Origin of the sequence: Thermolongibacillus altinsuensis, assembly GCF_004341205.1 — a bacterium.
Taxonomy (GTDB): Bacteria; Bacillota; Bacilli; order Bacillales; family Anoxybacillaceae; genus Thermolongibacillus; species Thermolongibacillus altinsuensis.
This window is the reverse complement of sequence record NZ_SLUL01000003.1, coordinates 180,492-195,742: the sequence shown is the minus strand read 5'-3', so window position 1 is coordinate 195,742 and position 15,251 is coordinate 180,492. Positions and strand designations below refer to the sequence as shown.

21 protein-coding genes and 1 other annotated feature are annotated in these 15,251 nt (G+C 42.8%); all 21 genes read right to left on the bottom strand.

Annotated elements, in window-relative coordinates; genetic code table 11:
* Window positions 1–5 precede the first annotated feature (5 nt).
* Window positions 6–1,292: a GTPase ObgE gene (obgE, locus tag EDD69_RS03860; RefSeq protein WP_132947646.1), complete on the bottom strand. Its 1,287-nt coding sequence runs from the start codon at window positions 1,290–1,292 to the stop codon at window positions 6–8.
* A 21-nt stretch (window positions 1,293–1,313) separates the two neighbouring features.
* Entirely contained in the window at window positions 1,314–1,862 is a 549-nt protein-coding gene (locus tag EDD69_RS03855) for a sporulation initiation phosphotransferase B (protein WP_132947645.1), read from the bottom strand.
* A gap of 115 nt (window positions 1,863–1,977) precedes the next feature.
* Entirely contained in the window at window positions 1,978–2,268 is a 291-nt protein-coding gene (gene rpmA / locus EDD69_RS03850; protein ID WP_132947644.1) for a 50S ribosomal protein L27, read from the bottom strand.
* Window positions 2,262–2,618, bottom strand: coding sequence for a ribosomal-processing cysteine protease Prp (locus tag EDD69_RS03845; RefSeq protein WP_132947643.1), 357 nt, complete (start codon window positions 2,616–2,618; stop codon window positions 2,262–2,264). Before EDD69_RS03845 ends, rpmA begins: the two co-directional genes overlap by 7 nt.
* A gap of 10 nt (window positions 2,619–2,628) precedes the next feature.
* Window positions 2,629–2,937 (bottom strand): 50S ribosomal protein L21, encoded by a 309-nt coding sequence (gene rplU, locus EDD69_RS03840; protein ID WP_132947642.1) that lies wholly within the window; start codon window positions 2,935–2,937, stop codon window positions 2,629–2,631.
* Between the two features lie 15 nt (window positions 2,938–2,952).
* Window positions 2,953–3,030 (bottom strand) — a sequence feature (ribosomal protein L21 leader region).
* 49 nt (window positions 3,031–3,079) lie between these two features.
* Window positions 3,080–3,943: a M50 family metallopeptidase gene (locus EDD69_RS03835; RefSeq protein ID WP_132947641.1), complete on the bottom strand. Its 864-nt coding sequence runs from the start codon at window positions 3,941–3,943 to the stop codon at window positions 3,080–3,082.
* Entirely contained in the window at window positions 3,936–4,688 is a 753-nt protein-coding gene (locus EDD69_RS03830) for a M23 family metallopeptidase (RefSeq protein ID WP_132947640.1), read from the bottom strand. The genes EDD69_RS03835 and EDD69_RS03830 overlap by 8 nt, the downstream gene beginning before the upstream one ends.
* Before the next feature lie 98 nt (window positions 4,689–4,786).
* Window positions 4,787–5,596, bottom strand: coding sequence for a septum site-determining protein MinD (gene minD, locus EDD69_RS03825; RefSeq protein WP_132947639.1), 810 nt, complete (start codon window positions 5,594–5,596; stop codon window positions 4,787–4,789).
* 2 nt (window positions 5,597–5,598) lie between these two features.
* The gene (gene minC / locus EDD69_RS03820; RefSeq protein WP_132947638.1) at window positions 5,599–6,282 is read right to left on the bottom strand and encodes a septum site-determining protein MinC; all 684 of its coding nucleotides are present in this window, start codon (window positions 6,280–6,282) and stop codon (window positions 5,599–5,601) included.
* Window positions 6,283–6,350: 68 nt separating this feature from the next.
* The gene (gene mreD, locus EDD69_RS03815) at window positions 6,351–6,866 is read right to left on the bottom strand and encodes a rod shape-determining protein MreD (protein ID WP_132947637.1); all 516 of its coding nucleotides are present in this window, start codon (window positions 6,864–6,866) and stop codon (window positions 6,351–6,353) included.
* Entirely contained in the window at window positions 6,863–7,726 is an 864-nt protein-coding gene (gene mreC / locus EDD69_RS03810; protein ID WP_132947636.1) for a rod shape-determining protein MreC, read from the bottom strand. Before mreC ends, mreD begins: the two co-directional genes overlap by 4 nt.
* Window positions 7,727–7,744: 18 nt before the next feature.
* On the bottom strand, window positions 7,745–8,767 hold the full coding sequence (locus EDD69_RS03805; RefSeq protein WP_132947635.1) for a rod shape-determining protein: 1,023 nt from the start codon (window positions 8,765–8,767) through the stop codon (window positions 7,745–7,747).
* A gap of 84 nt (window positions 8,768–8,851) precedes the next feature.
* A complete protein-coding gene (gene radC, locus EDD69_RS03800; RefSeq protein WP_132947720.1) occupies window positions 8,852–9,523 on the bottom strand; it encodes a RadC family protein in 672 nt (223 codons plus the stop codon).
* The gene (locus EDD69_RS03795; RefSeq protein ID WP_132947634.1) at window positions 9,523–10,140 is read right to left on the bottom strand and encodes a Maf family protein; all 618 of its coding nucleotides are present in this window, start codon (window positions 10,138–10,140) and stop codon (window positions 9,523–9,525) included. The genes radC and EDD69_RS03795 overlap by 1 nt, the downstream gene beginning before the upstream one ends.
* A gap of 111 nt (window positions 10,141–10,251) precedes the next feature.
* Window positions 10,252–11,070 carry an SPOR domain-containing protein gene (locus EDD69_RS03790; protein WP_132947633.1) on the bottom strand — a complete coding sequence of 273 codons (819 nt, stop codon included), beginning with the start codon at window positions 11,068–11,070 and terminating at the stop codon, window positions 10,252–10,254.
* Window positions 11,071–11,176: 106 nt separating this feature from the next.
* The gene (locus EDD69_RS03785) at window positions 11,177–11,644 is read right to left on the bottom strand and encodes a type II secretion system protein (protein WP_132947632.1); all 468 of its coding nucleotides are present in this window, start codon (window positions 11,642–11,644) and stop codon (window positions 11,177–11,179) included.
* Window positions 11,645–11,661: 17 nt separating this feature from the next.
* Window positions 11,662–12,375: a pilus assembly protein PilO gene (locus EDD69_RS03780; protein WP_132947631.1), complete on the bottom strand. Its 714-nt coding sequence runs from the start codon at window positions 12,373–12,375 to the stop codon at window positions 11,662–11,664.
* Entirely contained in the window at window positions 12,375–12,983 is a 609-nt protein-coding gene (locus tag EDD69_RS03775; RefSeq protein WP_132947630.1) for a PilN domain-containing protein, read from the bottom strand. The genes EDD69_RS03780 and EDD69_RS03775 overlap by 1 nt, the downstream gene beginning before the upstream one ends.
* Window positions 12,967–13,953, bottom strand: coding sequence for a type IV pilus biogenesis protein PilM (pilM, locus tag EDD69_RS03770; RefSeq protein ID WP_132947629.1), 987 nt, complete (start codon window positions 13,951–13,953; stop codon window positions 12,967–12,969). The genes EDD69_RS03775 and pilM overlap by 17 nt, the downstream gene beginning before the upstream one ends.
* 12 nt (window positions 13,954–13,965) lie before the next feature.
* Window positions 13,966–14,730, bottom strand: coding sequence for a prepilin peptidase (locus EDD69_RS03765; protein WP_132947628.1), 765 nt, complete (start codon window positions 14,728–14,730; stop codon window positions 13,966–13,968).
* A 24-nt stretch (window positions 14,731–14,754) separates the two neighbouring features.
* Window positions 14,755–15,192 (bottom strand): prepilin-type N-terminal cleavage/methylation domain-containing protein, encoded by a 438-nt coding sequence (locus tag EDD69_RS03760; RefSeq protein ID WP_132947627.1) that lies wholly within the window; start codon window positions 15,190–15,192, stop codon window positions 14,755–14,757.
* Window positions 15,193–15,251: the final 59 nt, after the last annotated feature.

Below are 15,251 nucleotides of genomic sequence, written 5' to 3'. Positions count from 1 at the left end.
TCTTTCTAATCGACGAATTCAAATTCGTAATCTAACAATTTGACGATATCTCCGTCTTTCGCTCCGCGTTCCCGCAACGCATCATCCACGCCCATCGCACGCAATTGTCGGGCAAAACGGCGCACCGATTCTTCGCGCGAAAAGTCGGTCATTTTAAATAGCTTTTCGATTTTTTCTCCGGATAAAATAAACGAACCATCATCGTCACGTGTAATATGAAACGGCGGTTCTTCTTTTTCAAGCTTGTACACAACGCGATGAACCGCTTCCTCTTCTTGCGGATAAAGCGGGAATTCCGGCGTTTTTTCAAGCAAATCGGCAATGGCAAATAACAATTCGCGCAATCCTTTTCGCGTTAGCGCAGAAATCGGAAAAATTGGCACATCCTCTTGCAGTTTTTCTTTAAACACCTTTAAGTTTTCTTCCGCATTTGGCATGTCCATTTTATTGGCAACAATAATTTGTGGACGTTCCGTTAAACGCAAATTATACTGTTTCAATTCTTCGTTAATGATTAAATAGTCTTCGTACGGATCGCGTCCTTCGATCGCCGCCATATCAATGACATGAACGATGACGCGCGTCCGTTCAATATGGCGCAAAAATTGATGACCAAGTCCGGCTCCTTGATGCGCTCCTTCGATGAGTCCAGGCAAGTCAGCCATGACAAAGCTTCGACCATCATCGGTTTCGACAACGCCGAGATTTGGAGCGAGCGTTGTGAAGTGATAATCAGCGATTTTTGGTTTTGCCGCTGAGACGACCGATAGCAATGTCGATTTGCCGACGCTTGGAAAACCGACGAGACCGACATCTGCCAACAATTTTAATTCGAGCGTGACGTAGCGTTCTTCACCTGGCTCGCCATTTTCAGCGATTTCCGGTGCAGGATTCGCCGCAGACGCAAAACGAGTGTTGCCGCGTCCGCCGCGTCCGCCGCGCGCTACAACGAAGCGTTGTCCATGCTCGGTTAAATCCGCGATCACTTGCTTTGTTTCATCATCAATCACAACCGTTCCAGGCGGCACTTTAACGATTAAATCTTCGGCATTTTTTCCATGTTGATTTTTCGACATTCCGTTTTCGCCGCGCGGCGCTTTAAAATGGCGCTGATAGCGAAAATCCATCAGCGTGCGCAATCCTTCATCGACGACAAACACCACGTCGCCGCCTTTTCCTCCATCGCCGCCAGCGGGCCCGCCTTTCGGAACGTACTTTTCGCGACGAAAAGCGACCATTCCGTTTCCGCCGTCTCCACCTTTTACATATATTCTCACTTGATCGACAAACATCTTCCTTTTCCTCCGATCTTTTCATGGTGTGGAAAGATGAATAACTAAACAGGCCGTTAATTCTTCATTATGTACAGCAAAATCGGAAACAAATAACGCCCCTGTTTGGCTATGTTGCTTAAGCCAATTGATCATGGCCTCAGGCTTTATGATGCTTCCACGAAAGTCAAAAAACAATTGCGCGTTTTTATCTGTCAAATCAATGGTGATCGTTAAATAGTTTTCGACATCTGGTGCAGAACATTCCTCAAGCTTTCGCAAAAAATGGCGACACCATCGCGCCAATGGTTGATCGTAAGCCGATAAATTCACTTGCTCGCCAAGCACTTCATATTCGAGAAAAATGGAATGTGTTTCCCAATGATACGTCATCAATAACTCGGCAAATTCATTGGCCTGTAAATTCGTCAACTTTGCTTCGTTTTGCGCCGACATGATAATTTCCTCAATAATTTCATGCACCCGCTCAAGCTTATTGAGCGCTAAATTCCCTTTGATTAATTGAATTTTATTGAGCCAATCATGCCGAGAATGCCGCAATGCATCAACAATCGTCCAACGCTTTTCCATCGATACTCTCCCGTGAATATTTTGAATATAATTATAACAAACGAATTCGTTCATTGCCTACTATTCTTAACAAAAAGAAAACCCTAACCAAAGCAGGTTAGAGTTTTCTTTAACATTATGCTTCTTTTACAACAGGATAAACGCTCACTTTTTTGCGATCGCGGCCCATGCGTTCAAAACGAACGATGCCGTCCACTTTCGCATAAAGTGTATCGTCGCCGCCACGACCAACGTTTAATCCAGGATAAATTTTTGTACCGCGTTGACGATAAAGAATAGAACCGCCTGTTACGAACTGACCGTCAGCACGTTTTGCACCAAGGCGTTTTGAGATAGAATCGCGACCGTTCTTTGTAGAACCTACTCCCTTTTTAGATGCAAAAAACTGAAGATCTAATCTTAACATTTCGTTTCACCTCCTAGTGATTTCGTCGTCAGCTTCACGTATTTGCCGTAATCGCGTTCGATCGTTTGCAGTGAAACGATCATTCCTTCAAGGAGGAGCTGCACTTTCTCTTCCGTGTGACGGTCCTCAATCAACGGGACTTCACAATGAAGATAGCCGCCTTTTTCTCCTTGTTGAATGGTCGGTTTGACGTTTGTCAATTTCATCACTGCATTGATCGCACCGAACGAAACAGCCGATACGCCCGCACACACAATATCTTTGCCGCGCTTGGCAAAATCAGCATGTCCGCTTAACGTAAATGCACGAATTTTTCCGTCATCTGTTCGATAAATCGTAACGTCTATCATCGTTGACGCCTTACGCGTTAATTTTTTCGATGACTACTTTTGTGTAAGGTTGACGATGACCTTGTTTACGACGATAGTTTTTCTTTGGTTTGTATTTGAAAACAATGATCTTCTTTTGACGACCATGTTTTTCAACTTTTCCAGTTACAGTTGCACCAGGGATCGTAGGATTGCCCACTTTTACGTTTTCGCCACCTACGAATAACACCTTGTCAAATGTAACTGTTTCACCTTCAGGTACGTCGATTTTCTCGATGTAAATTGTTTGACCTTCTTCTACTTTAATTTGTTTTCCACCAGTTTCAATGATTGCGTACATATTTTGCACCTCCTAAATTAGACTCAGACTCGCCAGCTACGAGGCGGTTCAATCGAACGCTTAAAAACCTGAGCTGAGCGGTTGTAGCACGGGTGCTACAAATAACAACATAAGAGATGATACCATAAGAAGAAAAGAAATGTCAATAAGGATAAAGAAGATTTGCGATGACATCATTCGTTCGCTTTTCACGAAAATAAGCGTGAAGCAATTCGTTTTCATCCAATTCAAATTCTTCCCTTCCTTTTTCAACAACAACGGCGTGTTTTTTTCCGCGCTGAAACATTAAAAGTACGCGAAAAAGCGGATCCGTCGGCGCAACGACAAGACGCTTTAAACTGCGATATTCTACTTTTTTTCCGTAATATCGTTCAAGTAAAAAACGCATCCACACGTATTGTCGATGCCGCCATTCTTGCCGGAGCGAATAGGCTAAAAAAAGCCCAATCATCCATAAGCTTAACTGCGTTGGTGTGAACGCAATCAACAACATGAAAAAGACCATCAACAGCCCAGCGGAGCAATAAATGGTCCATTCATGCGCGCGGCGAAACGAAGTGAAATACGTCCAAACCAAAAAAAGCAATTTCCCGCCGTCTAACGGCCAAATCGGCAATAAATTAATGCATAAAATCGATAAGTTATACGCTGTTATTTCCGAAAAAAGTTCAATCGAAAGCCATCCGCTTTCTTTTCCTAAATATGCGAGAAGAAAGATGAATAAATGTTGGACAGGACCCGCTAACGTCACAATCAGTTCCTCTTTGAGCGGTCGATTTCCGTGTTCATCCATCTCTGCAACTCCGCCAAACGGCAATAACAAAATTTTCTTGATGCGCCATGAAAAAAAATGGGCAGCAAACGCATGGCCTAATTCGTGAAACAAGACGATTAAAAAAACAATAAAAAGCGATTTAAAATTGGCGGTTATCACTGCAATGAAAGCAACGAACCATAAAAGCGGGTGAATGTGGATGTTCGTCAACAAAGAAAGCCATTTATTCAAAGGAAATCACCTGAATCGGATCAATGAAATGATCCCCTTGTTTAATCGCAAAGTAAAAAACTCCTTTCGTTCCTCCCTCATTATTCATCGCTTTGCCTACTTCTTTTCCCGCTTCGATAAAGTCGTATAACTTCACAGAAATAGCTGCTAAATTTCCATACCATGATTCGCTGCCGTCCGCATGTTGAATAACGACCGTTTTTCCATGCCCCTCCTTCACTCCGGCAAAAATGATCACCCCTTCGCTCATCGCTTCAACGGATGCATTCATTTCCGTTTCGACCATGACGCCTTGTCCATTATCTTGAAAGCTTTCGAGCACGCGACCCGAAGCAGGGAACGCATACTGCGTAGAAGAAGTTTCATGTTTTTTCTCTGTCGTAAAAAAAGCGAGCGGTTTACCGAACTGTTTTTCATACCAATTAGCGACGGTCGCAAACTGAAAATCTTGCTCCATTACCTGTTTGACAAAGGAACGAGCTTCTTCCCATCTTGGAGATTCGCTTTTGAATAAAATGGCAACGCTAAAAAAAAGCAAGGCAGCAATTAAGCTTTTCAACAAAAAAATGTCCTTGCGAAAAAGCGGGGGATGCGAGTTCTCTTCTTCTCCATCGTACGTAATGACCGTTTGCCCTCCATATTTCTCCTCTTCTGTCCAATCGATCAATGCTTTTTGAACGTAGCGTTCTTTTTCTTTTTTTCTCTTTGCGATTCGTTTGCGAATCTCTTCAATTCGATCGCTCATTTTCACACCTCTCTCGTCCAATTTATACTTTGTACTATATTTATTTCAAAATGGGAAAGATATGAATAAAAAAAGCACCTCCATACGCAATGGAAGTGCTAGGATCGAACGCCGAAAAACTTTTTAATTTTCGCCAATAACCCTTTATTTTCTTCATCTTCGAGCGATAAAAGAGGGACGGACTCTCCAAGCAAACGACGAGCAATGTTGCGATAAGCGAGCGATGCTTTACTATTTGGGTCTAAAACGATCGGCTCCCCGTTATTGGAAGCTTTAATCACATTGTCATCATCAGCAATAATTCCGAGCAAATCGATCGACAGATGCATGACAATTTCATCAATATCCAACATATCATGATTTTTCACCATATGACTGCGGATGCGATTAATGATCAGGCGCGGCGGACGAATGTTTTCCTCTTTCTCAAGAAGCCCGATAATGCGATCCGCATCACGTACTGCGGAAACGTCCGGTGTTGTCACAACAATCGCTTGATCCGCCCCTGCCACCGCATTTTTATAACCTTGCTCAATTCCAGCAGGGCAATCGATTAACACATAATCATAATCTTGTTTTAATTCATCAATGAGCTGTTTCATCTGTTCAGGAGTAACGGCTGATTTATCGCTAGTTTGAGCGGCGGGCAATAAATAAAGCAGATCATCAAAGCGCTTATCTTTGACAAGCGCCTTTTGCACTGCACATCGGCCTTCAACAACGTCAACGAGATCGTAAATAATGCGATTTTCAAGCCCCATAATGACATCAAGATTGCGCAAGCCAATATCGGTATCAACAAGGCAAACTCTTTTTCCTAACAACGCCAGCGCCGTGCCTAAGTTCGCTGTCGTTGTCGTCTTCCCAACGCCGCCTTTTCCAGATGTAATGACAATCGCTTCTCCCACTGTCAAAAACTCCTTTCTAACCGAGTTAAGTTCGGGCGTAAGTGTGTTAATAGCTGTAAACGGTCGACGACAATTTGGTCATTCTCATCGATGTATGCGCATTCCATTTCATTGCCCTCATCTGTTCGATAATCAGGGGCGCGATTCATGACATCGCTAATCCGAAGCTGAGTGGGTTTCATAATGGATGCAGCAATGATCGCTTGTCGATTTCCGTCATAGCCTGCATGAGCGATTCCTCGCAATGCTCCCATGATAAAGATATTTCCACTCGCAATCACCGTGCCTCCTGGATTGACATCTCCGATCAATAAAAGATCTCCTTTTACGTGTAACACTTGTCCAGAGCGTACAATTTTAGCAACGGAGACAATTTCATTTTTTCGTTTCCATTCCAATGCTTCTTGTTTCGTCATAACATTGCTTTCAATAGAGTCAACGACTAAATTTTTTTTCGCACGAATGATCGCACGCAGCCTTTCTTCTTGTTCGTGCGTTAAATAGCGATTCCCTACATGTAATCGAACGGCAATGAACGGACCGTCTTGTTCATCAGTCTCGTTGATCGCTAGTTTTTCATCTAATTCTTTTAATAGTTCATCGTATGAACAAGTATCATCGAGATGCAACGTTAGTCCGTCTTTCGTCCCTTTCATCGCTACGTATTGTTTTTTTGGCTTGTTCACAACGTTCACCTCAACGAATATTTCTCCAAACACCCGGCATATTCCTTTGTGTCACTTGACATTTTTCTTCAATTTTCACGACGATACGCCGTCCACTGCAACAATTTTTGCTTTAACGGATAAGCGAAAAGCAGCACCAAAATCGTATGGACAAAGACGGTTGGGAATAATCTGTCATTTAAAAACGCGGAAAACGTCATCGTCGTTCCGCCGACAATGAGTTGAATTCCGTATACATAAAATTCGACAAAAACGATGGCCGTTAGTGCAAGAAATGAAGCAGTGAAAGAATTCGTATGAAATATTTTCATCGCTTTTGCGGTTAAGTACGCAACGATCGTAAAAATAAACGCATATACTCCTAATATTTCGGTATAAACAATGTCATATAAAAAACCAAATAAAAAGCCATACATCATTCCGTCTGTTTGTCCGACAAAAATCGTCACGAATACGAGAACGACAAGAAGAAAGCGCGGAACGAACAAATACGATTGAAACCATTTTTCAGAAAACAGTTCAACAAAAACGCTTTCGAATAAGAAAACCATCGTTACAAGAAAAGGAAGGAAGAACTTTTTCATCGCTTCTCTTCCTCCTCTTGTAATTCGTCAATTTTTCGTTTGACAATGATGACATCATCAATATCATAAAAATTCGCTGCTGGTTTTACGTAAACAATTTGTGTTAATCCGTATTCATCCGGAACGACGTCCATCACTTTTCCAATGACGAGCCCTTTCGGAAAGATCCCGCCAAGTCCTGATGTTAACACGTTTTGCCCTTTTTTAATTTTCGCATCATATGGGATTCGTTTCAATAAAAGCGCCTCACGCTCTGCATCATATCCTTCGATCAATCCAAACACATTTTCTTTGCCTTGCACAAAGGCAGAAATGCGGTTTTTCCGATCTAATGCACTCAACAGCTGAACGTTTGAGCTAAACGGTGAAACGCTCCGAACTTTGCCGACAAGCCCTCTTGGCGTAATGACCGCCATATCTTTTTTCACGCCATGTTGTTCACCTTTATTGACGATCAGCATTTCTTGCCATCGATCTGGATTTCTGCCGATCACGGTTGCTTGAATAGCAACAAAATCACGCAAACTTTCTTTTTTGTCCAACAGCTCACGAAGCTGTTCATTTTCTTTTTTTAACGATTGCACTTCTGTTTCAAGAAGCACATATTTCTCCAGTCGCGCTTTTAATCGTTTATTTTCCTCATATGTATTGCGCAAATCATTCACATTTTCAAAGAAGCCCGCAACAAGCTGTGCGGGCTGATGAACAAGAGATTGCACAAAAACGACGGCATCTTTCACAAATTTTTCAGGCCAAGTAAGATGTTGCCGATCTTTCAATGAAAAGCCAATCAATGCCACGAGAATGATGATGCTCACCAACAACAAAATTAACCGTTTATTTAAGAAAAACTGTGGCATGATGACACCTTCTTACGATTAGCGATAGTCTTTCGCTTTATTTTTAAATAAATGAATGTGTTCAAGCGCTTTTCCTGTACCGATCGCCACGCAATCAAGCGGATTTTCTGCAATGATGACCGGCATGCTTGTCTCTTGGCTAATCACTTTGTCTAAATTGCGTAAAAGCGCGCCGCCGCCTGTTAACACGATGCCGCGGTCCATAATGTCCGCTGCCAGTTCAGGTGGCGTTTTTTCAAGCGTATTTTTAACGGAATCCACAATCGCATAAACCGTATCACGCAACGCTTCCGCAATTTCTTCTGCGTGAATTTCGATCGTCTTCGGCAATCCTGTCAACAAATCGCGTCCGCGAATTTCCATGCTGCCGATGCCGTCAGGATTGCCTGCTGAACCAATTTCAACTTTAATCGCTTCAGCAGTTCGTTCTCCGATCATTAAATTGTACGTTTTGCGGATGTATTGGATGATCGCTTCATCCATCTCATCACCAGCGACACGAATGGATTGGCTTGTGACGATTCCACCGAGAGAGATGACCGCCACTTCCGTCGTACCGCCGCCAATATCAACGACCATGCTTCCTGTTGGCTCCCATACAGGCAAGTTCGCTCCGATTGCTGCCGCAAACGGCTCTTCAATCGTATAAGCATCGCGCGCACCTGCTTGACGGGTCGCATCGATGACAGCTCTTTCTTCAACGGCTGTAATTCCAGAAGGGACACATACCATCACATACGGTTTTCCAGCAAAAAGACCGCTATTTTTTGTCGCTTGTTTAATGTAATATTTCATCATGATCGCAGTCGTTTCATAATCCGCGATCACTCCATCTTTCATCGGGCGAAGAGCGACAACATTCCCCGGTGTACGCCCGATCATTTGCTTCGCTTCGTTACCGACCGCAACGATTTGCTTCGTATCTTTTTGCAATGCAACAACGGACGGTTCACGAAGAACAATTCCTTTTCCTTTCACATATACAAGCGTATTAGCTGTACCTAAATCTATCCCGAGATCTCTTGATCCAATTCCAAACATATTCGTATCTTCCTTTCCGAAACAAAATGCTTTCAAAAACTCATGACATTTATTATAACGCAATCAATTAGAAAAGAGAATGACTTATACATATCCTTTTTCTTTCAAACTTACATATGTTTTGTCACCGATAATTAAATGATCAAGCAATTCAATGCCGATGAGATGACCACATTCCGCCAATCTCCTCGTCACTTCAATGTCCTCACGACTTGGAGTCGGATCGCCAGAAGGATGATTATGCGCACAAATAACGGAAGCGGCCGAACGCTTAATCGCTTCTTTGTACACTTCGCGCGGATGCACAATCGAAGCGTTTAAACTGCCGATAAACACCGTTTTTTTGTGAATGACTTGATTTTTCGTATTTAAGTATAAACAAACAAAATGCTCTTGTGATAAAAAACGCAAATCCTCCATCACATATTTTGCCCCATCTTCTGGCGAACGAATCACATATCGATCATCATACTGCAGCTGATGGACACGCCGACCGAGTTCAAGAGCCGCGATAATTTGAATCGCTTTTGTTTTCCCAATTCCTTTGATGCTCGTTATTTCTTCAATCGTCGCATCTTTCAAAAGGCGGAGTCCTTCAAAGTGAGTAAGCAAATGTTGGGCCAGAGCGAGTACAGAGTGTTCTTTCGTCCCCGTTCGCAATAAGATCGCTAACAGTTCTTGATTGGATAAGCTTTGCGGTCCGTCCGAAAGCAAGCGTTCACGCGGCCGATCATCATGCGGAACATTGCGAATCATTAATGTTTGTTTTCGCAAATATGCTCCTCCTCTATTTTAACCTTTTTTTCGCTAAATGGGGAAAATCCGAATTTTTTTAATTCACGTGCAGTTTTCGCAATCGGTAAACCGACAACGGAAAAATAGTCGCCTTCTATTTTCCGAACAAATAAAGAGCCGAATTGTTGAATACCGTAAGCTCCAGCTTTATCGAGCGGCTCTTTCGTCGCAATGTAATCCCAAATCTCTTCATCGGTCAAATCCCAAAACGTCACTTTTGTCTGTTCGGCAAACGTGATTTGTTCTGTTTCCGTACAAATCGCCACGCCTGTCCACACTTCATGCGTCGCGCCTGCTAACATCTTCAACATACGAAACGCATCATTTTCATCTTTCGGTTTGCCAAGAATCGTTCCTTCATAAACCACAATCGTATCCGCACCGATCACGCACGCATCTTTCGCTTTCGCTAATACCGCTTTCGCTTTTTTGAACGCTAATTGTTGGACAATTTCCTTTGGAGGTAAGTTGGGGTCAAATGATTCGTCGACATCGCTTACGAGGATTTCAAATGGGAGTTGAATCATCTCAAGAAGCTCTTTCCGGCGGGGAGAACTAGAAGCTAAAATAAGTCGCATAAGCCATCACCTTTCGCATTTGTTTCTGGAAGATACACTTGTATCGTACCAGATTTATACACGAGACACAATGATTTGACAAAATAAAAAAGAAGCAAGGCTCCTTGCTTCCTACGAAGATTTCAGCACGTTCAACAAATGTTGCTGCGCTTGCCAAATCGCTGCTTTCTCGTTTGTTTGTTTATACGCTAAAAGGGCGTTGTACGCTTTCCCCAAATGCCCTTTTTTCTCGGTTTCGTCCAACTGATCGTACATCGTTTTTAACGTTTTCCATTGTTCTTCATCGATCGTTTTTACAGAAAAAAGCGATGTGGAAAACGTGATGAGTTCCTCAAAAAATTGACGATGGTCCTTGTTCATCTTCACCGACACATTCCACGGCTTTACATACGTTTCTTGACCGATTTGTTGATAAGCTTCGACAAACGAAGCGAGATCTTCTTTCCGCAATCCAATGCCAATTAATAAATAGACTGGGTCTTTCCCAACGGTTAATGTTGGAAAATGAGCCGCTTGCAACTTATTGACATACGTCTTTAACGTTTGTTCATTTGTAAACGCGCCGCCTTGAACGACAAAAACAGATAATGGATCCAAAGATCGCGATTCGTTTTGTTCGTCGATCGTTTCCTCTTTCAACGTAGCAGAGGCAGGCACTTCTCTTTCTTGTTTTGGAATGATTGTCAGCACACCAAATCCAAAGCTTGTCCCAAGTAAAACAGCTAACACAATCGCAACCATCGCTGAGCGCCAACGTGGTGAATGTGCTCGCCATCGTCTTGGACGTGCTTTTTGTTCGCTGCTCATCTCGTTGTGTTCGCGTTCCTCGACAACCATCAAATCTTCTTTTCGTTCCATCGTTTTTTCTTCTATATAAGGACGTTCTTTTCCGTTCACTTTAATCGTAATGGTTTTCGTCGGCTTGTCCAATCCTTTTCCCTCCCGCTGTCGTTCTTTGCCCATCGTAACATAAAAAAACAAAAAAAGAACGAGACATTTGTCGTCTCGTTTCAGAAGGTTTTCGTCAAATTTCGCATCATTCCACATCTTTAATGAACGTGACAGATAATTCCTCAACGGGAATTTCATCTTGCATTTCATTGTATGAACAAAGTTGCTTCGTTTCTCCTTTTAAGCAAATGGCATATTGTAACGTTCCATCGCTCCGTTTTTTTACAAGAACATACGATTCATTCGTCTCAGGCGGCAACCGTCGTGACGTATACGGATCTTTCATCGGCTCAAGCACGCCATCATTCACGAGCTGTTGATACGTTAGCTTCTCTGAGTGATTCGGCTGCAAAAATTCAACCTTTTGTGCCCCGACATGCAATCGTGCCGCTTCATACATCGCATACGCATGACCGACGAACGCTTGTGCCCTTGACTTTTCAATAACGTTCCTCATTGCAATCGAAGCAATCGCCGCGACAATCCCTAAAATAACAATAACGGCAAGCAGCTCAATGAGCGTCATTCCTTTTTCATTCTTCCATGCGCGCATCATATGCGCCCCCTCGTTTATTCCTCAATCAAAGAAGGAAACGGATTTCGCTTTTGACTTGGTGATGGCACGTCAATTGGCGGCAGTTGTTTTTTAAGTTCTTTTAAATCAGGGGCATAAAAAGTCGACACCGTTAATGAATAGGTAAGCGGCTGAATTTCATCCGTAAGCGACGTTAATTCGGGTTGCCCCGTAAACGATAGCGATTCCACTGCGATGATTCGTTTCGCATGCTCTAACGTTTCAATGAACCGTTCTAACTGATAATAAGAAGGAGACTGAACCGTTAAATCGACCGAAAGCTTTTTGATTCCGCTTGGTAAAGAAGACGATGGCGATTGTTCAGAATCGTTCGTTTGCGCACTTTGCTCCTGTTGCTCGTTTGGCGCGCCAGTCACACCCTCTCCATCGCTAAACGTCATGTTGGAAACGAGGCTGTTTGAAACAACCTCCGCTTTCTCGATTTCAAGTAAAAATTGTTCAAAAAACGGCTGAACGGGCACCCTTTTTTGCAATTCCACTACGCTCAAGAGCCGCTCGTCGTTTTGTTCATTCTGTTTCGCTTGAATCGTTTTTAAGAGCGTCTGCTCTGTTTTTAATTCCGATTCGAGCTGCTCAATGCGATCTTTCATCGGTTTCAACGTATAAAGATAAAGAAGAAAAAGAAGGGCGCTCAACAAGAAGAGAGAAAAAATGAAAAGAGCGAATTGTTTTTTTGATAATCGCCACATTACGAATCGCCCTCCTTCTCGCTTTTGCGCAACTCCTCCTCGTTTAGCTTCAATTGAAATTGTCCAATATAGCGCGGCATGGTTTCCTCTTCTATTTTACTTTCTTGCTGTTCAGCGTCGCTTTCTTGCTGTTGGGCAATAGTTAAGCTTGTTAATTTCACGTCTGTAACAAACGGGGCTTCCGATAGTGCTTTAACGTAGGCAGCCGCTTCTCGATTCGTATCAAATTGAACAGTCAGCTGAATCGTTTCTTTTTCTTGATAAGAAAAATTCATGATGAAACCACGTTCAGGGAGCAGTTTAATCAATTCTCGCAAAATGCGGACGGTTTCAAGCGGATATTGCTCTGCCCACTTAACCGCCTCTTCCAGCTGTTGGGCGCTGCCGAACCACTGATCTGAAGACATCTTTTGTTCTTCAGCAATGCGGAGCGCTTTCGTTTCATCGAGCCGCGCCTTTAATTGCTCGATGCGATTTTCCATTTTTCCCATAAAAACATAAAAAATCGCACCAGAAACCAAACAAAAAAGAGCAAGCACCGTTACTAAAATGAGAAATAGTCGACTTTTCGGTTCTTTTTTCGGCAGTAAATTAATTTCCACTAGCATGAGCCGTTCCCTCTTTTAATGCGAGTCCTATTGCCAAATAATATGAACGATCAACCTCTTGCCCATCTGCATTCACCGTCATTTCTTGAACAGGAACATCCAGTCGGTTGCGCAACATGTCCGTAAACGCCGAAAGAAGCGGATGATCCCCCGTCATGACGATGCGCGTAATTTGCTCATTTCCTTGATGAATCGAAAAACGGTAAAAATTCATAAAGCGCTCCATTTCTTTATAAATGTCTTCTAATTGCCACTCTGGCCGCTCGTTTTGTTTCGTCCATTTCCATCCCGCCTCTGTTCGTTCCCAATCGGCAAAATGGGAATCAAACGCAAGTTGGCGGGTAAAAATCGGTTTATGTTGATGAAAAACACTCACGTTTAACGATGATAAATCAAATTGAACAAACAATAGATGATCGTTTTCGTCTGCTTGTCCGTACTCATAAAATAGCCGATAGAGGCTGAGCGGAGAAATATCGGCAACAATCGGCTTCAAATCCGCTTGTTCAAATAATTCCGCATACTTCATCACAATCGATTCCGGAGCAGCAAACAGCAAAACGTCTAGCTTATCTTTTTTTCGTTCAAGCACAACAAAATCAAATACCGCTTCTTCAAACGGCAAGTGAATGCTTGAACCTAACTCCATAAATAAATAGCCGCGAATTTCATCTTGCTGCAAATCAGCGGGAATAGAGATTTTACGAATAACGACAAATGGATCGGGAACAAGAAAACGAATGCGGCGATTTTTTAGTTTCCATTCCGTGACACATTCTTCCATAATGAGCATAAAACGCTCTTCATCCACGATTTTCCCATCACGAATGATGCCCTCTGGCAAAAAACGTTCGCCGCATTTATGAACGACAAGCGGATGTCGCTGTTTTAATTCAACGTAACGAATGACATGGTCTTTGACAACGATATTGGCAATTTTTTTCCGAAATGAAAAAAGACGAAAGACCATTGTTGCTTCTCCTTACATGAAAATAAACTGCATATATAACTTCAGGATAGACTGTCCAAAAAAATAAGCGGTAAGCGTGCCAACAACAATCGCGGGCCCAAACGGCATCGGCTGGCCGCGCTTCACTTTGCCGATCGCCATGCCAATGAGCCCAAAAATCGTTCCGTACAGCGTCGATAAGAAAAACGCCAGCAATGTCATTTTGATTCCGAGCACAAGACCGACCAAAGCAAATAATTTAATATCCCCGCCGCCCATGCCGCCTTTGCTGATCACGGCAACGAGAAAAAGCATACCAAACCCAACAAGGGCACCGGCAAGGGCATCCCACCATGGCGCAAGCGGAGAAAGCCACAAACGCTCAAGCAAAAAAAGCGGGGCAAAAAAAAGCAAAATTTTATCGGGAATGAGCATATAGCGCACATCGGAAACGAAAATAATCATCAATAAAGAAATGAGCGTCCAACTAACGAACAATTCTTTTGACCATCCGACCAACAACGGGGAAATGGTAAAAAGAATCGCCGTGGACAGCTCCACAAACGGATAAAGCGGGGAAATGCGCACACCGCACCCGCGACATTTCCCCTTTTGCACCACATACGAAACAACAGGAATCAACTCCCAAGCCGTCAACGTCCGCTCACAACTCGGACAATGCGAACGCGGCCGAACAATCGACTCCCCCTTCGGCACCCGAAGCCCAACGACATTGAAGAAGGAGCCGAGGAGTAATCCTACTAAAAGAGTATATAATTCTGTAATTTCTATAATCATGATATAGGGCCTCGTTAACTATAATTAATTACCACCAGTACCGCCTGTACCACCACTACCGCCAGTACCTTTTGTTTTATTTTGTAAATCTGATTCAGTCAAAGAAGCTTTATTTAAAACTTCATTAGCCTCATGGTTTTTTAACGTATAAGTATATTTTCCATTAGTGTCTTTGTCGACGGTAACTGTATAATTCTTATCTTTAACACTGTCTAAATAAGGGTCTAGCTCAGTATTTGTTAAATTTGCAGGAAATGAAGCTGGTGTATTAGCCGTCATATAAAGTTTAGCAGCATTGATAATTTGAATTCCTTCAGCAATCTTTGCGTCATCTTTTGACTTATTAATAAGCCCTCCAATACTCGGAATCGCAATCGCTGCAATAATTCCCAAAATAACAATAACCGCCAAAAGCTCGATCAACGTTAATCCTTTCTCGCTTTTAATGAGTCGTTTGAACATTATTTCCTCTCCTTTTCATTTTTTGTTTTTCCATCTACTACTATTTTACAATATAGGTC